Raw genomic sequence first — 19,666 nt, forward strand, 5'->3', positions numbered from 1 at the left:
AGTGTCCTATTTAACCGTTGTTGAGTACAACATCATTGCTGCAACAACAGCAGCAATACAGATAATTACGTTTAAGCCTATGTGTAAGGCGGCTTTTAGCATTTCGCCCTGGCTGGCCAGCGTTACAACCTCAACCGAAAAAGTTGAAAAGGTTGTAAATGCGCCTAAAACGCCAACACCAAGGAATAAGCGGGTTGTCTCTGACACGGATTGTTGTTGTCCATATGCCAATAACAGCCCCAGTAAAAAAGAGCCTAATATGTTAACGGTCAGCGTCGCAAAAGGGAATGCCCGCAGCCCAATTGATTGCATTGCAAGGCCAATAGCGTAACGTCCCGAGGCACCAACAGCACCACCAGCGGCTACGCAGAAAAAATGCAGCAATAAGTTATTCATCGGGTTCTCTTTTCCAGTCTGACTTAGCGTCCATATCCTGCAGCCAGCGCAATTTTTCCTGCAACTTAATTTCTAAGCCTCGAGGTTCGGGTTGATAAAACGTCATTTCCGCGAGTTCTGACGGTAAATAACGCTCACCGGGTACATACGCATTCGGGTAGTTGTGCGCATATTGATAGTCAGCCCCGTAGCCTTGCTCTTTATGCACTTTAGTGGGTGCATTGCGTAAATGCTCAGGTACCGGAGCGTCGCTGTGTTCTTTTGCTGTCCGCATCGCGCTTTTAAAGGCATTGTACACCGCGTTACTTTTAGCAGCACAAGCACAATAAATAACGGCCTGAGCTATGGCTCTTTCGCCTTCTGCCGGGCCTACTCTGTGATACGTATCCCAGGCATTTAACGCTAACTGCAAGGCTCTTGGGTCGGCATTACCAATATCTTCAGAGGCTATGGCCAGTAGCCTGCGCGCAATCACCAGAGCATCACCACCACCCGTTAATAACCGAGCGTACCAATATAAAGCGCCATCGGGAGAAGAGCCTCGTACCGATTTATGAAACGCCGATAGAATATCGTAATAATGGTCACCTTGATGATCGAATGCGGTGGCCTTTTCGCCAATAGCGGCGGTAATTAACTCAGGCGTAATAGGCTGACTGCTACTTTCAACAAAGTCGGCCACTACTTCAAGGTAATTCAGCAACCGGCGAGCGTCACCACCCGCTAAGTCCAACAGCTTTGCCCGAGCTTCACCTTCTAACCTTAATCCACGCTGACCCAGGCCTCGCTCTGTATCTTCCAGCGCTCGTTTTAAGGCCAGCTCAAGGTCTGCTTTTGAAAGCCCCTGCAAGCGATACACCCGTGCACGTGATAACAACGCATTGTTTAATTCAAAGCCGGGGTTTTCTGTCGTCGCACCAACAAACACAATGGTGCCGTCTTCAATATGTGGTAAAAATGCGTCCTGCTGGCTTTTATTAAAACGGTGCACCTCGTCGACAAACAAAATCGTTCGGCGCCCCTGCTGTTGGGCAACCTGCTTTGCTTCCTCAATGGCTTTTCTTATATCTTTTACACCGGAAGTAACCGCACTTATGCGACTAACAGTGGCATTGGCGGTGGTAGCAATGAGCTCAGCTAAGGTGGTTTTACCGGTCCCCGGAGGCCCCCAGAGAATCATTGAGTGCAAATGACCTTGTTCAACCGCAACTCGCAGCGGCTTCCCCGGTGCTAATAAATGCTGTTGCCCGACATACTCTTCAATGGTTTGCGGACGCATGCGCGCCGCAAGAGGTTTGAAATCTGGCTGAAAATCTAGATCAAGACTGGCCACAACAATTAGCTTTGATCGTCCACATCGACACCAGCTGGCACTTTGAATGTGAATTGCTGGTCGTCAATTTGAGTATTTAATGCCACGTCGTTCAATATCAGTTCAGTACGCTCGCCATGCGCCTGTATCATTGTTATTTCTTTAAGCTTATTGCCATCGAAAGCCAACTCTAACTGGCTGTTATCGTTGTTATGTTTAACAAGATAGCGCTCATCAGTATAAGTTACCGAGTAGTTCTGCCATTGGTTGGTGTTACTGTCCAATACTAACAGCAACGGACTGTTATCAACCATGTCCTGTTGCGCATAAATAGTGACCTGATCAACGAACGGGTTGTAATACCAAACCTTCTCTCCGTTTGCGACCATCACCGTTTCATCGGGGCGCATTGTGTGCCAATACAAGTTCGCCGGGCGCTTTAACGTCATAGTACCACTTAAACTTTGCAGTACATTGCCCTGCTCGTCTTTCACTTGCTGTTCGAACTCTGCCGATAAACTTTGAGTTTGCTCTAATAGCTGCTGCAGCTCTTGTTTATCCGAGTTATTGTCGCTGGCAAATACATTCATTGATACCGCCATAACGGCGGCGAACCATACTGCTTTCATGAATTAATCCCTTGGTGGTTTAGGTGCCAGAACATCGCGCTGGCCGTTATTACCTGCACTACTTACGACACCGCTCATTTCCATTTGTTCTACAATGCGTGCAGCGCGGTTATAACCAATACGGAATTTTCGCTGAACACTCGACACCGACACTCGTTGCGTCTCTGTAACGAAAGCAACAGCTTCGTCATAAAGCGGGTCTGACTCGGCGTCGTCCATTTCCTGTTGCTCGCCCGGCAATAACGCCTCTTCGCCTTGATCACCTGAGAGGATTTCTTCCAGGTAGTTAGGACGACCGCGCTTCTTCCAGTCTTTCACCACGGCATGCACTTCATGGTCATCAACAAAAGCGCCGTGCACTCGTATTGGTGAACCACTGCCTGGTGGTAAGTAAAGCATATCACCCTGCCCTAACAATTGGTCAGCGCCGGGCTGATCCAGAATAGTACGAGAGTCGACTTTTGATGACACCTGAAACGCAATACGCGTTGGAATATTCGCTTTAATTAAACCGGTAATAACGTCAACCGACGGACGCTGCGTTGCCAAAATAAGATGAATGCCTGCTGCACGTGCTTTTTGTGCTATACGGGCAATAAGCTCTTCGACTTTTTTACCGACAATCATCATCATGTCGGCAAATTCATCGATAACCACAACAATGTTAGGTAATTTCTCTAACACCGGGGGGAGCTCATCCATCGAATCGCCCGGTTTCCAAATAGGGTCACGCAGCGGCTCCCCTGCTTCCTCTGCCGCTTTTACCTTCGCGTTATAGCCTTTTAGGTTACGTACCCCTAGGGCTGACATCAGCTTATAGCGGCGTTCCATTTCTCCGACACACCAACGCAGCGCATTGGCCGCATCTTTCATATCAGTAACCACTTCCGTCAATAAGTGTGGAATGCCTTCATAAACTGACAGTTCCAGCATCTTGGGGTCTATCATAATCAGACGAACGTCTTCCGGTGTGCTCTTGTAAAGCAAGCTTAGAATCATGACGTTCACACCCACCGATTTACCCGAACCGGTCGTACCCGCAACCAATAAGTGCGGCATTTTAGCCAAGTCGACAACCACGGACTTGCCGGCAATGTCTTTACCGAGAATCATTGTCAGCGGCGACTGACTATTACCAAATTGGTCACTATTGATAACTTCGCTCAGCTGCACAATTTCACGGTGCTTATTCGGTAACTCCAGCCCCACGTATGACTTCCCGGGGATAACCTCAACCACGCGCACAGCAACAGCCGACAAGGTACGAGCAATGTCTTTAGCCAGGTTAGAAATTTTTGATACTTTAACGCCTGGTGCTAAGTCGAGCTCAAAACGAGTAATGACCGGTCCCGGCTGAACATGCGCTACGCGAACATCGACACCAAAGTCTTTTAAAACGGTTTCAACCGTTCGTGATACTTGGTCAAGTTCGTCCTGCGTAATAGGGTTTTCTTTTTTATTAGGACGGTCCAGCAACTCAATTGACGGCAACGGTGGTAACACCTCGGGGTCAACATCGCTTTCTGCCACTTCTGGCTCGTCACTTTTATCGTCCTGCTTTACGGCTTTCGACTGACGCTTACGTTCGGCGGCCTCTTTGCTAAAACGTGGTGCTTTTTCTTCTTCCACCGGTTCTTCTTCGTCGACCGCACTAATTGACGGCAAGCTTAATACAGGCTCTTGCTTATCTGCGCCGAATAAATCACTGGTGAGCGATTTTGTCTCGTTGTCTTCGTTATCAGTTAAAGCCTCCGTGGTGTTCTCTTCTGACTCACTCTCATCATCGTTATTGTCGCGCTTTTGCCAGGTCTGTTTAATTCTGTCGACCAACCACAAAACGCCGACAATGGCCCATTCGCCCAGTTTATCCGCTACGTGTAACCAACTAATGCCGGTAACCAACGTAATACCGGTAAAGAAGAACGTCAGTAACAATAAAGTACTGCCCACAAAATTCAGATATGGCAGCAGAGACGCAGCGATGACATCGCCGATAACGCCACCGGCAGAAAAATAATAAATATCATCAAAGTTAATGGAAGAAAGCGCAGAAGCGCCAATAAGCGCTAATAACGCACCTATCATCCGAAGGCTGACCGCCAAATAATCCATTTCCAGTAAATGGTAGGTTTTGCGGAACAACAAATAACCTAAGCCCGCAAAGCCAAAGGGAATAAGGTATGCAACAAAACCAAATGCAAACAACAGGACATCAGACACCCAGGCACCAACCGCACCACCGGCATTATGAATACTGCCCTCATAGCCTGTTTGCGACCAACTAGGGTCGGCCGGGTTAAAGCTAACTAAGGACAAGAAAATAAAAATAGCTAAAGCACCGCTAATAAGCAGTCCGGCTTCTAGAACTCTCTGTACACCTGTCATTATTCTGTTGTAGCGCCTTCGTTAGTTATTGTTTTAATAATCGCATGATTGTAGCGAATGTCAGCCCTAATGTTACCCCTTTACTAATACTTTATTTTCTTGTTTGACCTCTTCCATCACCACATAAGTGCGGGATTCATCAACCCCCGGCATCATTAGCAACGTTTCACCGAGTAGCTTTCTGTAGGCCCGCATATCGGGCACACGAGCTTTAATCAGGAAGTCGAAGTCTCCGGCCACCAAATGACATTCCAATATTTCATCGGTTTTACGTGCCGCTTCACTAAACTCGGCAAAGGCATCGGCCGACGTTCGAGTGAGTGTGATTTCCACGAACACCATCAGGTTAGCCCCTAATTTAGCAGGGTTTATTTTGGCATGATAGCTTTCAATGACCTGCTCACGCTCCAGCTTGCGAACTCGTTCCAAACACGCGGTTTGACTGAGCCCGACCCGCTTCGCCAATTCCACATTAGACATGCGCCCGTCCTCTTGCAGCAAGCGCAGGATCTTCCTGTCTATTTTATCAACAGTGATTTCTGTGGGGATTTCAGCATTAAACATAATAAATCTCGAAAAATTAGCTTATTTATAGAATATCACACTAAAAAATAACTTAAAAAAAGTAACTCATGCACTTAGTTTTACGTCTATAATTTGCGCCAAATTATTTCACCGAAAACCGTTAACTAAGTAAGAGGCAGACAATGCTAATTGGTGTACCAAAAGAGATTAAAAACCACGAATATCGCATCGGCTTAACCCCAGCTGCGGTTCGCGAATACGTTGAGAACGGTCACGACGTTATTATTGAAAATAATGGTGGCGCTGCAATCGGTTTTACTAACGAACAATATACTGAGGCAGGCGCAAGCATTGTCGATACGCCTGAAGAAATTTTTGAACGCGCTGACATGATTGTTAAGGTAAAAGAACCTCAGCCAAATGAGTGCAAAATGCTGCGCGAAGGCCAAATTCTTTATACCTTCTTGCACTTAGCCCCTGATCCAACTCAAACCGAGTTATTAGGTAAGGCTGGCTGTACGGCTATTGCTTATGAAACAGTTACTGACAACCGCAATGGTTTACCGCTGTTAGCACCAATGAGCGAAGTTGCTGGCCGTATGTCTATTCAGGCGGGTGCACACTACTTAGAAAAAGCACACGGCGGCAGCGGTACTTTGTTAGGCGGCGTACCAGGCGTTGCTCCGGGTAAAGTATTAATTATTGGCGGTGGTGTTGTCGGTACTAACGCAGCCAAAATGGCGATTGGTCTTGGCGCAGAAGTCACTATTTTGGACCGTTCACTGCCTCGTCTGCGTGAACTGGACGATATTTTCGCCGGTCGCGTACAAACCGTTTATTCAACCGTTGATGCTATCGACAAATATTCACGTGAAGCAGATTTAGTCGTTGGCGCGGTACTGATTCCAGGCGCGGCGGCTCCTAAGCTACTCACTCGTGAGAACATCAAAAACATGAAGCCAGGCTCTGTATTGGTTGATGTGGCTATCGATCAGGGCGGTTGTTTTGAAACGTCAAAAGCGACGACTCACCAAGACCCAGTTTATGTCATTGATGATGTGGTTCACTACTGTGTTGCAAACATGCCGGGCGGCGTGGCTCGTACCTCAACTATCGCGCTGAATAATGCGACCTTGCCTTATGGTATTGCGTTAGCCAACAAGGGCGTGAAAGCAATGCTGGAGAACGATCACTTGCTGAAGGGCCTGAACATGCACAAAGGTAAAATCACCTACAAAGCGATTCACGATGACTTAGGTGAACAGCTAGGCCTTGACTATCAAGATCCGCGTGAAGCGTTACAGGGTTAACAGATCCCAAACGACTCAGAGGCTTCTAAAAAGCCCTGGTGAATGCGTTCACCGGGGCTTTTTTATAACTTATTCATCATCGGTCTGCGCCTGAATTTCAAACTCACCATTGCCTGTTTCCTGAATCCATAATTCAATCGGCTGACAACAGACTTGGCAATCAACAATTTGGTGTTGCCCAAGATCATTAATCGGATCAACCTCTAAAGAGTTCGGTGCCATGCAGTATGGACAACCAAAAGTAGTTTCATGTGTTAACGACATAAGACTCTCTTTATGACTAAATAATCAAATCAACATGCGGGTAGTTCGTTTTAAAAAATTCGCGAACCGAATCCACCTGCTGAATGGGAAAGATATGAGAATGACTGATGTGATAATTAAATGGAAATTGCAAAATCCCATAATGTTTGTTGTATTCACCCAACGCCACACGTTTTAATTTGCATGCTGGCACCTGTTCCAGACCCACTTGCAAGTTCTCCCCTCGCACAGCTAGCAGCGACATAATGTTTTTAACCTCATTATGCTCATCTGATACGAGTAAAAATTTTTCCGGTGCATACAAAAAGCTGCATAACATAATTGCCGCCCCCAAATAATAGGGCCATGATTCCCAAAAGTAGAAAACAGCTGTAATGATTACAGTAATTAACGCAGCGCGATAACCTAACGGTACGTTTGCGGTCCATCGCCTTATACTCTCGAACATGTTTAACTTACCCTCGCTTTTTTATTTTTGACTTGTTCCACAGGCTTGCAAACCCTACAATCAGTCCCCATACACTACTTATCTTACATTAAAAGAATAAAAGCAGTCAGGAGTTATCAATGGCAGACGCCAAGCATTGCAAGTTATTAATTTTAGGTTCGGGTCCTGCGGGCTATACCGCAGCAGTCTACGCAGCTCGCGCTAATTTAGACCCGGTCATGGTGACCGGTATGCAACAAGGTGGTCAGTTAACCACCACCACCGACGTTGAAAACTGGCCTGGCGACGCCGAAGGTTTAACCGGCCCTGACCTGATGGTTCGCATGCAGCAGCACGCAGAGCGCTTCAACACTGAAATTGTGTTTGACCATATCAACAGCGTCGATTTCTCCAAGCGCCCTTTCCAACTGAAAGGTGATGTGGGTGAATATACAGCGGACTCAGTGATTATCAGTACTGGCGCATCAGCGAAATATTTAGGTTTAGACTCTGAAGAAGCGTTTATGGGCAAAGGCGTGTCAGCCTGTGCAACGTGTGACGGCTTCTTTTATAAAAAACAGAAGGTCTGTGTTGTTGGTGGTGGTAATACGGCGGTAGAGGAAGCCCTTTACTTGTCCAACATTGCCAGCGAAGTTCACGTTATTCACCGTCGCGATACGTTCCGTGCTGAGAAAATTTTGGTTGATCGCCTGCACGAAAAAGAGAAAAACGGCAATATCATCTTCCACTTGAACAAAACCTTAGACGAAGTTTTAGGTGACGATGCAGGTGTTACTGGTGTCCGCATTAAGGACACACAAACCGGCGGCACTGAAGAGCTGGGCGTCGCAGGCTGTTTTATTGCCATTGGCCACCAGCCAAATACCGGCATTTTTGACGGTCAGCTGGAAATGCAGAATGGTTACATCAGTGTTCAAAGTGGTTTAGAGGGTAACGCAACGGCGACCAGCGTGCCAGGCGTATTCGCAGCCGGTGACGTTATGGACCATGTCTACCGTCAGGCTATTACGTCTGCCGGCACTGGTTGTATGGCAGCGCTCGATGCTGAACGCTATCTGGATGCGTTAACGAAGTCCTGATACAACAGTGATCGTTCAGCTTGATCCATTATCGATAAGCTTCCCTCCTGCAGCGACAGCACTTCACGAGCCAAACGGGCTGCTCGCTGTCGGAGGTGACTTATCGGCTGAACGGTTACTGTACGCTTATCAAAACGGTATTTTCCCGTGGTTTTCAAACAACGACCCGATTTTATGGTGGTCACCCAACCCCCGCGCTGTATTTTATCCTGACCAAATTCACGTTAGCCGCTCATTAGCTAAGGCCGCTCGCCAAAAACCCTGGCGGGTGACTATAAACAACCGCTTCGCTGACGTTATCGATGCTTGTGCTCGCCTACGCGCAGACAAAGAGGGCACCTGGATAACCGACGAAATGATGAACGCTTATCTAAATCTGCACAACTTGGGTCACGCTCATTCTGTCGAGGTGTGGTTGGACGAACACTTGGTTGGCGGTTTGTACGGCGTTTCAATTGGCCAAACATTCTGCGGAGAAAGTATGTTTCATACCGCCACCAACGCGTCAAAAATTGCGTTAATGCGGTTTGCAAACGCTTTTCATCGTGACGGCGGACAGCTCATTGACTGCCAGGTCGGGAACCCTCATTTATTCTCACTAGGTGCACATGAGCTTTCTCGTGAGCGCTTCTTGGTAAAATTACACTCCTCGCAGACATCGGCGATGCCTAGTCAGTTCTGGATACCAAGACAGCTAGAATCCTCCGGGAGCCCCACATGCAGTTCGGATTAACCCATGAGTCAAACTGCAACTATCTTAAGGACAAGCAAGAACGCCTGATTGTTGCGGTTCCTGAAGAACAACAACGGCTAAACCCTGAAGCTTACGAGTACTTTATGGCAAACGGCTTCAGACGCAGCCATAACGATGTCTACCGTCCGCATTGTCGATTATGCAGTGCGTGTGAGTCACTGCGAGTCATCGTGAACGAGTTTACGGCCAGTAAAAACCAGAAACGCATCGCGAACAAAAATAAAGACTTGTTCTTTACGATAGTGACAGAGCCAACCGACGAACACAGTCGTTTATTTTGCGAGTTTATCGAGCAGCGTCATGCTGACGGAGAGATGTACCCGCCTGATCCTGACAACTTCTGGCGGTGGGTATCCTGTGACTGGATGACACCACTTATTTTTGAGTGGCGAGACCACGAAGGAAAATTGTTGGCGGTCTCAGTGGCCGATCAAACTCCGAATGCGCTGTCAGCTGTTTACACGTTTTTTGATCCAACCGCTCACAAGCGTTCATTAGGTACCTATGCCATTTTACAGTTAATTGAATACAGTCGTCAGCAAGAGCTTGAGTATTTGTATCTGGGGTATCAAATCGATGCCTGCAATAAGATGAATTACAAAACTCGTTTTGCCCCATATGAACGACTGGTTGGCAATCATTGGAAAAAAGCGCTAAAATCGCACACACTTTAGGCTACTAACAGAAATCAGAGGATTTTAATGGCGAAAGAAGACAATATTGAGATGCAGGGAACGGTTCTGGAAACGCTTCCCAACACTATGTTCCGCGTAGAATTGGAAAATGGTCACGTGGTTACTGCACACATCTCTGGTAAAATGCGTAAACACTACATCCGCATCTTAACCGGCGACACAGTAACGGTTCAGTTGACTCCATACGACCTAACTAAAGGCCGCATCGTCTTCCGCGCACGTTAATCCGTTCGGGGTTAAGGCCGGTTCAACCGAACCGGCCTTAAGCACTGCTTCTAACTCTCCACCGTTTCGCTGTTGCTGTCGTAATCAAACTTCAGCTCGCCTTTATCAGACACACTCACTTTGACACTGCCGCCTTTGGACAGCTGACCAAACAGAATTTCGTTCGCTAACGGCTTCTTCAAGTGCTCTTGAATTACGCGGCTCATTGGACGCGCGCCCATTTCCTTATCGTAACCTTTTTCAGCTATCCAGGCATGCGCACTCGGATCGACTTCCAACGACACGCCTTTTTTATCTAGCTGAGCCTGTAATTCGCAAATAAACTTGTCGACGACTTGCTCCAATACTTCCGGTGTTAGATGGTTAAACCAAACAACACCATCTAAGCGGTTACGAAACTCTGGCGTGAACGTTTTATTAATTTCCGCCATGGCATCGTGGCTGTGATCCTGTTGTTTAAAGCCAATGGATTTTCTGACGGTTTCGCGAACACCGGCGTTGGTCGTCATGACAATAATGACATTTCGGAAGTCCGCTTTACGGCCGTTATTATCAGTCAACGTACCATTGTCCATCACCTGAAGCAGAATATTAAAGACATCCGGATGTGCTTTTTCCAACTCGTCCAGTAACAGAACACAATGCGGGTTCTTAATAACCGCGTCGGTCAACAATCCACCCTGCTCATAACCCACATAACCTGGAGGAGCGCCAATTAAACGACTGACCGCATGGCGTTCCATGTACTCGGACATATCGAAACGAAGTAACTCTATACCCATAGCTTTCGCTAATTGTTGAGTGACCTCAGTCTTACCGACGCCAGTAGGCCCTGCAAATAAGAACGAACCAATAGGCTGATTCTCGTTCGCCAAACCGGATCGGGACAAGCGAATAGACGCCGTTAACTTATCAATGGCTTCATCTTGGCCGAACACGACCATCTTCAAGTTACGATCCAACTGTTTCAGTGTTTCCTGATCAGACTGAGAGACCGATTGCTCGGGTACACGAGCAATTTTTGCAATAATCGTCTCAATGTCAGAAACGCCCACCGTTTTACGGCGTTTTGATGGCGGCAACAAACGTTGGGAAGCACCCGCCTCGTCCATTACATCAATGGCTTTGTCTGGCAGATGACGTTCATTAATATATTTAGCCGACAGCTCTGCCGCCGCTTTTATCGCTGGCTGCGTATAACGAATGCCATGATGGCTTTCGTAACGATCTTTCAAGCCCATCAGAATTTTAGTCGTGTCTTCAACCGACGGCTCTACTACGTCCACTTTCTGGAATCGGCGCACCAACGCCCGATCTTTCTCGAAGACATTCTTAAACTCGTTATACGTTGTCGAACCAATACATTTCAGCTGACCACTCGATAATAACGGTTTAATGAGGTTTGACGCATCCAGTACACCGCCGCTGGCGGCACCTGCGCCAATAATGGTATGAATTTCATCAATAAACAGAATAGCGTGCTCTTGCTTTTGCAGCTCTTTCAATAAGAGCTTAAAGCGTTTTTCAAAATCGCCCCGGTATTTAGTACCGGCCAGCAAGTCGCCCATATCCAATGAGTAAATTTTTGCGTCCAGCAAAATCTCCGGCACATCACCTTTGACAATACGATACGCCAAACCTTCAGCAATGGCCGTTTTACCCACCCCCGCTTCACCAACCAATAAAGGGTTATTCTTGCGACGACGGCAAAGTATTTGCGCACAGCGTTCTACTTCAAAGTCACGACCAATTAACGGATCAATCTTGCCTTCTTTGGCTTGCTCATTCAGGTTAGTACAGAACTTTTGTAAATAACTCTGCTGTTCTTCCTGCTGAGTTTCAATAGTTTCGTCTTCCAGCGACTCTTCCGCAGGCTCTTCGTCAATTCGTGAAATGCCGTGCGAGATATAATTCACAATATCCAGACGAGTAATGTCGTGTTTGTTCAGTAAATACACCGCCTGCGACTCTTGCTCACTGAAAATGGCGACTAATACGTTAGCCCCGGTAACTTCCGCGTTACCCGATGACTGCACATGAAAAACCGCACGCTGCAGAACACGTTGAAAGCCTAACGTCGGCTGTGTGTCCGGTTCTTCTTCGTCAGGTCCAAATAGCGGAGTGCTGCGGTCAATATAGCTCAACAGCTCTTCTTTAAGCTGCTGGAAATTAGCCCCACAAGCACGCAGCGCTTTCGACGCATCGGGGTTATCCAGAAGCGCCACCAATAAATGTTCAACAGTCATAAGCTCATGACTGCGCTCTCGTGCCAGCCGAAACGCATCATTCAACGTCAGTTCAAGGGCCTTGTTCAACATACACCACTCCTTACCGTCTCACTCACTTACTCTTGCTCCATTGTGCATAACAATGGGTGTTGATTTTCGCGAGCGTACTGGTTGACTTGTACTACTTTTGTTTCGGCGATTTCCGCAGAATAAACACCGCAAACGGCCTTTCCTTTATAATGTACCTGCAACATCGTATCTGTTGCTCTTTCCTGATCCATCTTAAAAAATTTCATCAACACTTCAATCACAAAATCCATGGGTGTGTAGTCATCATTATTTAAAATGACTTTATACATGGACGGTGGCTTGAGCTCTTGCTTTTCCTCTGTGTCGCTAAGATGTTGTTGGTCAAATTGACTCATTTGTTAACAACCTATCATAAATTGTAGTCTAAAAATTCGTAATTACTTGCAAAAACCCACTCAAAATTTTAACAACAGAGCGCATTTTTTAACCAAAAAAGCTTGACTATTAACTCATGTCACCTAGAGTTAAAGATGGTGTTTGAACAGCTTAATTTCAAGTTAACACCTTTAATAATAATAAACATAGTCTGTTGCAAAAGAAGGAAGTAGATGTATGGCTACCGGAAAAGTCAAATGGTTCAATAATTCGAAGGGCTTCGGCTTTATCGAGAGCGAAGACCGCGAAGGCGATATCTTTGCACATTACTCAACCATTGAAATGGAAGGTTATCGCACTCTGAAAGCTGGACAGCCTGTCGAGTTCGAACTAGAGGAAGGCCCTAAAGGTTTGCACGCCTCCAACATTGTTCCCGGTTCCACAGAAAAATAACCGAGGTAACTTTAACAAAATAAAGGCGCGGACTCTTCATCTGCGCCTTTATTTTTAGTTCTCACTATCCCTAACTATTAATGAACTTAACTATCAATACCAAAGTAGCGCCGTAATTGATCACGCAAATTTGGCGGTGTTCCATTAATAGTCAACGTATCGGTTGCTGGATCATAATGAACTCGCTCTCCCAGAACCGTGTGATCAAAACCGACACTGACACCACCACCTTGGCCCTGAAACTTAACCAGCTTTCTCAGCGTCGATTTATCAGCTGGAAAGTCATCGGCAATTTCCTTTTCTCGCTGCTCAGCAAACTCTTTAGAAAACATTTCAAAAGAGTTGTCTGACGGGTACTGCTCAGCGAATTGCTCCGACAAGTCCTTAATTTTGACCGAGTCACCCTGCTTCCATTGTTCATCACAATATTCATACGCCGTTTTACTCAAAGCCTGACGCTGCTCAGCTTCCAGACCCGATTGTTTCGCGTATTCCTGAACGGTATCCACCAGCTGCTGAGTCTGTTCTTTGGTATTCACACGCTCAGTACAACCTAAAAAGTCCAGGAAAAAGTCAGATACTTTGCGTCCTGCGCGCCCTTTTATGAAAGAAATATAGCGCTCGGCATCTGGAGCAGTTCGCCATTCGGTCAAATCAATGCGGGCCGCCAACTGCACTTTACTTATGTCTAACTGTGAGGAGCGATCGACCCCTAAGTCCGGGCTGATAGTCACGCCTTCTTTTACCGGCAGAAAACAAACCAACAAGTACTCTGAACTCAAATGCTGATAACGGGTAATCAGTAAAAATCCGGCTTCCAGCAGGTTATAACTTTGCAGCTGCTCTAATAGTAGCTTGGCCGACTGCTGACTGAACTCGACAAAGTCGAGCGCTTTGTCATACCAGGACTTCAGTTGCTCAGGAAACGGGCTGGCATCGCCCTCGTCGTTTTCGGTCAGAAAACTGGCGTAACCTTTAGCTGGTTTACTGGTATAAACGTCAGTTAGCTCGACCAGTAAATCATGCAATTGCTCATCTTCGTTCAGCGCTGAAGGTGCTAGCCGCAACCCAACCTGACCGTCATTTTGATAAAACTGGTGAATAATACTTTCTTCAATTCGCAATTGCATATCAGGGACTATCCTTGCTGTTTTGCTGTGTTACTATAAGCGGATTGTAACACGAGACTGGTAAACAATGGGAAAGGACCAACGCGGAAAATACCAACGCCGGGACAAAATAGCGCGACTGATTAGCTGGGGGCATTGGTTCACATTTGCCAACATTATTCTGTGTTTATTTGTTGGTTTACTCTATGTCGAAGCGTCACCAGAGTCATCTACCGCTATTGGTACTTTGTATATGCTGGTCAGCTGGTTGGGGCATTTCGCTTTCCTGCCATTCGTATTCTTCATTATTCTCATATTCCCATTCTGTCTTATTATTCCTTACTCCAAGGTATTGCGCGGCTTAGCTGCGTTAGTCGCCTCGTTTGGACTTATCGCACTTATTGCCGACGCCTTATTTTTCAGACAGTACGGTTACCACTTAAACACCTACTCTCTGGCTCAAATGACCAAAGACGCTGAAGCGGTATTTACCGGTGCTAGCTTTGTCATTATTTCCGCCGTGCTTTTAGGCTTCTTGCTCATTGTCGGTATCGAATTGCTGCTTGCTAACCTTGCCTGGAAACGCTTGAGTGACTTGCAGCGGAAAAAAATAGGTGCGCCGGCAACGGCGGTATTTGTTCTGTGCTTTTTTGTGAGTCATAGCGTTCACGTATGGGCAGACGCCTCCTTATATACCCCCATTACTCAACAGGACGATATGTTTCCTTTGTCTTACCCCACAACCGCCAAGACATTAATGGCCAAACACGGGGTTATTGACGTAGAAAGCTATCAGGCACGCCAACAAATGCTTATGGCGACCGATAAAATTAAATTGAAGTATCCTAAGCAACCGCTTTTATGCTCTAAGAAAGACTTTGAACAAACAGCGACTATTATTCTGTTTGAAGAGTACGCGCAAGACATTAGCGCAGTATTGGCTACCACTTCTTTACGAGAAACTGAGGTCAGCATGTTAGCTCACCCGAAACAAGAAGGTGGCTTATTCCAGTTTTTATACGGACTTCCTGACTTTTATCAAGACACAATAGAGCGTCAGAAAGTCGCCCCTGCGTATTTAAAACCATTGAATGACTTTAATATCGAAATGAATTGGTACACCAGTGACAGTTGGCAAGAAAGTCTTTCATTGTCACAGTTTGCCAGCGAATTTGAACCACAAAGCCTCAACAGCTTTAATGGCCGCGATAATCAACGTATCAATGTCATATTACTGACCGCTAATGATACCAAGCAGTTAACCCACATTCTGAAGAAAGCAAAACAGCATCAGGTGCTCGTAAGTTACCTGTCACCTGAAAATAAAACCGAGTTACTGGGGAAAGAACAGTTCGCGCTAGAAAATATGACAGTGCCTTTATGGCAATTGAACATGCCGTTACCGACGCAACCTATTGCCGGTCTTATGGATATTATTCCAACCGTTTTGGATGACAGAATCTCGTGCGCCGGCTCGTTTAATAACTACACAAACGGCGAAAGTTTACGCGAACAAAAAGACAGATGGCCACTGATAGAAACCTACAGCCCTTATATTGTCATATACGACAAAGCTGAAATAACCATTTTGGATAACAGCGGACAGTTTAACGTATACAGCAGCCCTGAATTCGTTTTGAAGAAAGGTGACGAGCCACCGGTTCCGGTATTAATTGATGCGTTAAAAGATCTCAAACGCTTTACTGAAACACCAGATACAGCAAATTGATGAAAATAGAAGCAGTTGAGCACCAAACAGACCGCTGAGGCTTGCGTAATACGTCAAATACAGTAAGATAGCTTCCCTCGGTCGGCGTGTAGCGCAGCCTGGTAGCGCACTGTCATGGGGTGTCAGGGGTCGGAGGTTCAAATCCTCTCACGCCGACCAATTCTTCTTAGTTTAATCTCTTTTATATCAGAACCTTACAAACTCTCTTTTAAAATTCCATGTTTCACTAATATTGTCTCTCAGAGTGAAATGTTGCTCTCGTGTCGCGTTTTAAAAGTTACTTCAGATTAGAATTTATCGTGTATAAAGTTACTTGGATGTGTTTCCCCTGTATTGTCAGTATCGTCACTAAGATTCTCTACTAGCTCTTAAATTGAAAGGGTTATAGACTGATTCGTTGCTAATTATGAAAGTATTATTGGGTATTAATCCCCTCCCCCCACTATAAGGCAACTGGATTTGGCTTTTTCTCAGAACTACATATTTTAGAATTTTTAAGGTAAGGTATCTTTAGTCTAGGAGACTGAGAGGATTTTATGGAACTTGACTTTACCTTGTTTGAAATTGGTTACGGTGCCTTCTTTATTGCTGTTGGTATTCTGTGTATCGGGTTAACCTCGTTATGGTTTCTCGCTGCAAAGCTTGACAGAAAAGAAGCGGATAAAAGTTAATCCTGTTGGCTGACCAAGCATTTGCTCGACACCTCATCGTTTTCTCAAACACAACTACTTTAAGTTTTAGCATTAGATATTTGTCTAATTCTATAGTAACCAGATTTCATCACAGTGATCTCAATATCACAAACCTTATGAGCCTTTGTTGAGGGGTTACAAATCAAATACCAAACCCAGATGTTAGACTTCTTTAGACCTAGGTTTCTTAATGTTTGGTTCGCCAATCCAGAAGCCTCAGAAACATTTTTTAATCGTACCTTATGAACAGGAATACCTTGCTTTTGAATGCTAGATATAGCTTCAACAACCTTATGCATTGATTCTTTTCTAATTTTCTTTGATACATACCGAGCATGTTCCGCTCTATTCCTTTTACTTGGTTTTCTCTTTTTTACTAAGTGCCCAGTAGATACACCTGTACCTTTAGTGAAGTTCTTAATGAACTCCCCTGAGCTTGCCTGATAACGCTTAATCATAACCGTAGACATGTAGTTTAAAAGCGTTCCCGGTGGTAGCTTAATTGAACTCCTATTGATCTTAATAATAAGCTCTTTAATTAAGTTACGTGGGCATGCCAGCTGTTTTAAGCAAACAACAACCGAGTAAGCAACTAGATCTCGAAAACCAACTTTTACTCTTTTTCCTTTCAGAAGAATAGGAATTACAAAGTTCGCATATTTCAAGCACCATTTCTGGTGGTTACTTAAGCTCTCAGGAACATGAAAATAGTTTCGGCAGAAGTCCTCAGACGAAATTAGCGAAGGTTTGAAGTTCTTGTTGTAGACTCTAGGTACGGTCTTTTGAGTATCTTTTATACCTAACTGCGCTATCAAGCTCCCAAGCGTTCTTCTCTCTCTTCTTTTATTATTACGATATGCCTTGCATGCTGTGTGATATTTAATGTTTATCGTCCCAGGAAGACGCATCACTCCTCTAGGGCTTTTATTAGCTTTATCATCGACAAACAGCTCTCTATCAATACATAGAGCGAAAAATAGGCTATTAAGTCGCTCTTTTAACATAAACCAAAGTTTTACATTTTTGGAAGTTGCCTCTTCTGTTTTGAAAAGCCAGTAAAAATGTAATCCTCCGGAGCCAGACTCCACAGTTAAATCTGGTTCAGGTATGTTTTCATCTCTACCTAAAGCAGTATAGAGAGAGTTGTGTATACGAGCCGTTTCAATTAACGTGAGTCTCCTTTCCAACTTTTTATCTCGAACATCGAGGTCAACCCAAACGCAACATAGCTCAGACAACCTCGCAATCCTTGAAATAGGAGCGCTAAAAAAACCATTAGGAGTGAAGAAAACTTCTTCTCCTAAAAAATCATCATCTTCTACGTCTAGATTTCCATAAACCGCTTCACGGAATGATTTTTTAGTCAAAGACCTAATGTTTTTCGAGTTCACCGAACCGAACAAAGTGCTATTTTTAACTTTAAAGCTTATCTCTTTTTCTACATGTTTCTTTAATTTGTCAGCGTATAAACTCCTCACGTCCCTGTGAGCTTTGGTTTCGTAACCAACTACCGAACTAAAGAAGTCCGGCAGAGAGACCTCTGAAAAAGTTGAGTTAATTCTCATGCTCGCTTGTTCTTTGCAATGAAGTCTCTGAGATCATCCAGTAAAAAGAAAGTCTTAGAGCTTCCCGGTATGCGTTTAGCAGGGGGCAATACCTTATCTGCTTCTTCAACCCGACCCGCATCTAAGTGCATTTCACGAACTTTTTGCCAGCGCCTCAAGGTCTTACGGCTTATATTGAAGTACTTCTCACATACGTCTTGTGCGCTTATTAGCTGCATTGAATTTTTAGCTTTGCTCATGACTATCTCCTATAGAATTTCAACGTCGTCTAAATGATTTAAAAAGTGACTAATATCTTGAACACTAAACCTTACTGTCCCTCCTCCGTATAAATAAATTGGTGATGGGCAACATCTCTTGGCATCAGATTTATGCCCAATACGATATAGCCTGTTGTAATCCCTCATCATTCGCTCTACTGACGAAACCGATGTGTTTAACCTTTCAGCTAACTGAACTTTTTTGAGTAATGTAATGTCTTCCATTCTTTCCTCCATTTGTTGGACGGATATATCTTATCCAGAAGATCTATGCCCTCCAAAAATCGGAGAAATTTTTGGTGCGGGTTTTTTTATGAGTTTTTTAAGCGAAAAAATAGAACTATTTTTAATTCGCATCGTCCCTACTTTTCGGTAGGGACGATGCGCAGCATATTCGTGAAAGCCGCTTCAACAGCGGGTTTCACGAAAAATAATTAAGGGGATGGGCAAGTGATCAGAGAGGTTTATAGTTCTTATTGACACTTTTTTGATGTCACAGGTTAAAACTACGAGTAAGGGAAACTCGATAAAATTATGGTGAAAATTGGGAGAAAGCCTAAATATTTATAAAATATGCGGACATGTCCGCATTTGAAATCTTAGTAACTCGTTTCAAGTTCTTGCATCAAGAAAACTATCAAGCGGGCTACAAATATCGCAGCTAATGAGGCAACAAGATCGATGCGGACATGTCCGCAACCTTTTTATATTGAAAAGCTTCCTGGTACCTATCATCTAACTCAATCCAACCAACCTGATAAACACTATTCCTGCTGTTCTTTTAACCGACATAAAAAACAATGAAAGGTTTTCTATCAAAATTTTTCAGTAAATAATCAAAGGGCTCTTCTTGAGCTCTCTTTTTTAATCCAAACCAGAGTCAACCCCCTCTCCAATCGGAACCCATTCTATCTCCCCGTCAGCGGAGACTCTTCTGACCATTTCAGGAGACGAATCTGAGAGCGATTCATTATCCTCAACTTCCGGGGCATCATCCATTACAAACGTTTCAAAAACCGCGGCTAAAAACTTACCAAAAAGCTCCATTCCTATTCTCCTTTTGCGGACATGTCCGCATACTTTTATGTTTTCAACCTACTTCGCAACAGCTGGTTATTCAAGTCGAATTAACTGTTAAACGCTTTTTTCAATGACCGTTAGTGAAGTACCTCCTTCTGTATCAATTGACCGTGTAATAATCTC

22 protein-coding genes and 1 tRNA gene are annotated in these 19,666 nt (G+C 44.9%); 9 read left to right on the forward strand and 14 right to left on the reverse strand.

Translation table 11 applies throughout. The features are described 5' to 3' along the window. Positions 1-6 precede the first annotated feature (6 nt). The 5 genes from crcB to lrp all read right to left on the reverse strand — a co-directional run bounded on the left by crcB (position 7) and on the right by lrp (position 5,286). Complete coding sequence (crcB, locus tag CEW91_RS06645) at positions 7-396, reverse strand: fluoride efflux transporter CrcB (protein WP_088768232.1); 390 nt, start codon at positions 394-396, stop codon at positions 7-9. Then, positions 389-1,675: a replication-associated recombination protein A gene (locus tag CEW91_RS06650; RefSeq protein ID WP_269766174.1), complete on the reverse strand. Its 1,287-nt coding sequence runs from the start codon at positions 1,673-1,675 to the stop codon at positions 389-391. The genes crcB and CEW91_RS06650 overlap by 8 nt, the downstream gene beginning before the upstream one ends. Positions 1,676-1,734: 59 nt before the next feature. Then, positions 1,735-2,337, reverse strand: a complete 603-nt coding sequence (gene lolA / locus CEW91_RS06655; RefSeq protein ID WP_088768234.1) for an outer membrane lipoprotein chaperone LolA — start codon at positions 2,335-2,337, stop codon at positions 1,735-1,737. 3 nt (positions 2,338-2,340) lie between these two features. Continuing rightward, complete coding sequence (locus tag CEW91_RS06660; RefSeq protein WP_088768235.1) at positions 2,341-4,722, reverse strand: DNA translocase FtsK; 2,382 nt, start codon at positions 4,720-4,722, stop codon at positions 2,341-2,343. 72 nt (positions 4,723-4,794) lie between these two features. Beyond that, a complete protein-coding gene (lrp, locus tag CEW91_RS06665; protein ID WP_088768236.1) occupies positions 4,795-5,286 on the reverse strand; it encodes a leucine-responsive transcriptional regulator Lrp in 492 nt (163 codons plus the stop codon). A 143-nt stretch (positions 5,287-5,429) separates the two neighbouring features. On the opposite strand from lrp, the gene ald reads away from it, so the two are divergent. Beyond that, the gene (gene ald, locus CEW91_RS06670; RefSeq protein ID WP_088768237.1) at positions 5,430-6,557 is read left to right on the forward strand and encodes an alanine dehydrogenase; all 1,128 of its coding nucleotides are present in this window, start codon (positions 5,430-5,432) and stop codon (positions 6,555-6,557) included. Positions 6,558-6,626: 69 nt separating this feature from the next. Here ald and CEW91_RS06675 read toward each other — a convergent pair whose 3' ends face one another. Together CEW91_RS06675 and CEW91_RS06680 are read right to left on the reverse strand one after the other, a co-directional pair. Further along, complete coding sequence (locus CEW91_RS06675; protein WP_088768238.1) at positions 6,627-6,821, reverse strand: CPXCG motif-containing cysteine-rich protein; 195 nt, start codon at positions 6,819-6,821, stop codon at positions 6,627-6,629. Positions 6,822-6,837: 16 nt separating this feature from the next. After that, a complete protein-coding gene (locus CEW91_RS06680; protein WP_088768239.1) occupies positions 6,838-7,269 on the reverse strand; it encodes a hypothetical protein in 432 nt (143 codons plus the stop codon). Positions 7,270-7,388: 119 nt separating this feature from the next. Here CEW91_RS06680 and trxB point away from each other — a divergent pair, with 119 nt between their 5' ends. Genes trxB through infA form a run of 4 tightly spaced genes read left to right on the forward strand, consistent with a single transcriptional unit; the run spans position 7,389 to position 10,022 of the window. Then, positions 7,389-8,348 (forward strand): thioredoxin-disulfide reductase, encoded by a 960-nt coding sequence (gene trxB, locus CEW91_RS06685; protein WP_088768240.1) that lies wholly within the window; start codon positions 7,389-7,391, stop codon positions 8,346-8,348. Between the two features lie 7 nt (positions 8,349-8,355). Continuing rightward, entirely contained in the window at positions 8,356-9,081 is a 726-nt protein-coding gene (aat, locus tag CEW91_RS06690; RefSeq protein ID WP_088768241.1) for a leucyl/phenylalanyl-tRNA--protein transferase, read from the forward strand. Next, positions 9,066-9,776: an arginyltransferase gene (locus tag CEW91_RS06695; protein WP_088768242.1), complete on the forward strand. Its 711-nt coding sequence runs from the start codon at positions 9,066-9,068 to the stop codon at positions 9,774-9,776. The genes aat and CEW91_RS06695 overlap by 16 nt, the downstream gene beginning before the upstream one ends. A 27-nt stretch (positions 9,777-9,803) precedes the next feature. After that, positions 9,804-10,022, forward strand: a complete 219-nt coding sequence (infA, locus tag CEW91_RS06700) for a translation initiation factor IF-1 (protein ID WP_053953583.1) — start codon at positions 9,804-9,806, stop codon at positions 10,020-10,022. A 50-nt stretch (positions 10,023-10,072) separates the two neighbouring features. Here the strand turns inward: infA and clpA are convergent, their stop codons facing one another. Beyond that, the gene (clpA, locus tag CEW91_RS06705) at positions 10,073-12,340 is read right to left on the reverse strand and encodes an ATP-dependent Clp protease ATP-binding subunit ClpA (RefSeq protein ID WP_088768243.1); all 2,268 of its coding nucleotides are present in this window, start codon (positions 12,338-12,340) and stop codon (positions 10,073-10,075) included. A 26-nt stretch (positions 12,341-12,366) separates the two neighbouring features. Next, positions 12,367-12,675: an ATP-dependent Clp protease adapter ClpS gene (gene clpS, locus CEW91_RS06710; protein WP_088768244.1), complete on the reverse strand. Its 309-nt coding sequence runs from the start codon at positions 12,673-12,675 to the stop codon at positions 12,367-12,369. A 217-nt stretch (positions 12,676-12,892) separates the two neighbouring features. Here clpS and cspD point away from each other — a divergent pair, with 217 nt between their 5' ends. Beyond that, complete coding sequence (gene cspD / locus CEW91_RS06715) at positions 12,893-13,108, forward strand: cold shock domain-containing protein CspD (RefSeq protein ID WP_053953580.1); 216 nt, start codon at positions 12,893-12,895, stop codon at positions 13,106-13,108. Positions 13,109-13,194: 86 nt separating this feature from the next. Here cspD and yejK read toward each other — a convergent pair whose 3' ends face one another. Then, positions 13,195-14,238, reverse strand: coding sequence for a nucleoid-associated protein YejK (gene yejK / locus CEW91_RS06720; protein ID WP_088768245.1), 1,044 nt, complete (start codon positions 14,236-14,238; stop codon positions 13,195-13,197). A 67-nt stretch (positions 14,239-14,305) separates the two neighbouring features. Here yejK and CEW91_RS06725 point away from each other — a divergent pair, with 67 nt between their 5' ends. The 3 genes from CEW91_RS06725 (at position 14,306) to CEW91_RS12445 (ending at position 16,617) form a co-directional block, all read left to right on the forward strand. Next, positions 14,306-15,946 (forward strand): DUF3413 domain-containing protein, encoded by a 1,641-nt coding sequence (locus CEW91_RS06725; protein WP_088768246.1) that lies wholly within the window; start codon positions 14,306-14,308, stop codon positions 15,944-15,946. Between the two features lie 82 nt (positions 15,947-16,028). Further along, positions 16,029-16,105: transfer RNA gene (locus CEW91_RS06730), tRNA-Pro, on the forward strand. Between the two features lie 377 nt (positions 16,106-16,482). Further along, entirely contained in the window at positions 16,483-16,617 is a 135-nt protein-coding gene (locus CEW91_RS12445) for a hypothetical protein (protein WP_269766164.1), read from the forward strand. Positions 16,618-16,676: 59 nt separating this feature from the next. Here CEW91_RS12445 and CEW91_RS06735 read toward each other — a convergent pair whose 3' ends face one another. From CEW91_RS06735 to CEW91_RS06745, 4 genes are all read right to left on the reverse strand, one after another. Further along, positions 16,677-18,203: a hypothetical protein gene (locus tag CEW91_RS06735; RefSeq protein ID WP_088768247.1), complete on the reverse strand. Its 1,527-nt coding sequence runs from the start codon at positions 18,201-18,203 to the stop codon at positions 16,677-16,679. Beyond that, on the reverse strand, positions 18,200-18,442 hold the full coding sequence (locus tag CEW91_RS06740; RefSeq protein WP_088768248.1) for a hypothetical protein: 243 nt from the start codon (positions 18,440-18,442) through the stop codon (positions 18,200-18,202). The genes CEW91_RS06735 and CEW91_RS06740 overlap by 4 nt, the downstream gene beginning before the upstream one ends. A 9-nt stretch (positions 18,443-18,451) precedes the next feature. Beyond that, a complete protein-coding gene (locus tag CEW91_RS12285) occupies positions 18,452-18,688 on the reverse strand; it encodes a hypothetical protein (RefSeq protein ID WP_157776073.1) in 237 nt (78 codons plus the stop codon). Between the two features lie 639 nt (positions 18,689-19,327). Further along, positions 19,328-19,510: a hypothetical protein gene (locus CEW91_RS06745; RefSeq protein WP_088768249.1), complete on the reverse strand. Its 183-nt coding sequence runs from the start codon at positions 19,508-19,510 to the stop codon at positions 19,328-19,330. Between the last annotated feature and the right edge of the window lie 156 nt (positions 19,511-19,666).

The organism is Idiomarina piscisalsi (assembly GCF_002211765.1).
In the GTDB taxonomy this organism is placed as follows: domain Bacteria; phylum Pseudomonadota; class Gammaproteobacteria; order Enterobacterales; family Alteromonadaceae; genus Idiomarina; species Idiomarina piscisalsi_A.

Coding starts and splice junctions, on each gene's coding strand:
- CEW91_RS06650 (WP_269766174.1), bottom strand. CDS start 1,675: ATGCGTCCGCAAACCATTGAAGAGTATGTCGGGCAACAGCATTTATTA.
- crcB (WP_088768232.1), bottom strand. CDS start 396: ATGAATAACTTATTGCTGCATTTTTTCTGCGTAGCCGCTGGTGGTGCT.
- CEW91_RS06680 (WP_088768239.1), bottom strand. CDS start 7,269: ATGTTCGAGAGTATAAGGCGATGGACCGCAAACGTACCGTTAGGTTAT.
- infA (WP_053953583.1), top strand. CDS start 9,804: ATGGCGAAAGAAGACAATATTGAGATGCAGGGAACGGTTCTGGAAACG.
- CEW91_RS06735 (WP_088768247.1), bottom strand. CDS start 18,203: ATGAGAATTAACTCAACTTTTTCAGAGGTCTCTCTGCCGGACTTCTTT.
- CEW91_RS06745 (WP_088768249.1), bottom strand. CDS start 19,510: ATGGAGCTTTTTGGTAAGTTTTTAGCCGCGGTTTTTGAAACGTTTGTA.
- CEW91_RS06660 (WP_088768235.1), bottom strand. CDS start 4,722: ATGACAGGTGTACAGAGAGTTCTAGAAGCCGGACTGCTTATTAGCGGT.
- CEW91_RS06740 (WP_088768248.1), bottom strand. CDS start 18,442: ATGAGCAAAGCTAAAAATTCAATGCAGCTAATAAGCGCACAAGACGTA.
- clpA (WP_088768243.1), bottom strand. CDS start 12,340: ATGTTGAACAAGGCCCTTGAACTGACGTTGAATGATGCGTTTCGGCTG.
- CEW91_RS06675 (WP_088768238.1), bottom strand. CDS start 6,821: ATGTCGTTAACACATGAAACTACTTTTGGTTGTCCATACTGCATGGCA.
- CEW91_RS06725 (WP_088768246.1), top strand. CDS start 14,306: ATGGGAAAGGACCAACGCGGAAAATACCAACGCCGGGACAAAATAGCG.
- clpS (WP_088768244.1), bottom strand. CDS start 12,675: ATGAGTCAATTTGACCAACAACATCTTAGCGACACAGAGGAAAAGCAA.
- trxB (WP_088768240.1), top strand. CDS start 7,389: ATGGCAGACGCCAAGCATTGCAAGTTATTAATTTTAGGTTCGGGTCCT.
- lrp (WP_088768236.1), bottom strand. CDS start 5,286: ATGTTTAATGCTGAAATCCCCACAGAAATCACTGTTGATAAAATAGAC.
- lolA (WP_088768234.1), bottom strand. CDS start 2,337: ATGAAAGCAGTATGGTTCGCCGCCGTTATGGCGGTATCAATGAATGTA.
- CEW91_RS12285 (WP_157776073.1), bottom strand. CDS start 18,688: ATGGAAGACATTACATTACTCAAAAAAGTTCAGTTAGCTGAAAGGTTA.
- cspD (WP_053953580.1), top strand. CDS start 12,893: ATGGCTACCGGAAAAGTCAAATGGTTCAATAATTCGAAGGGCTTCGGC.
- ald (WP_088768237.1), top strand. CDS start 5,430: ATGCTAATTGGTGTACCAAAAGAGATTAAAAACCACGAATATCGCATC.
- CEW91_RS06695 (WP_088768242.1), top strand. CDS start 9,066: ATGCAGTTCGGATTAACCCATGAGTCAAACTGCAACTATCTTAAGGAC.
- CEW91_RS12445 (WP_269766164.1), top strand. CDS start 16,483: ATGGAACTTGACTTTACCTTGTTTGAAATTGGTTACGGTGCCTTCTTT.
- yejK (WP_088768245.1), bottom strand. CDS start 14,238: ATGCAATTGCGAATTGAAGAAAGTATTATTCACCAGTTTTATCAAAAT.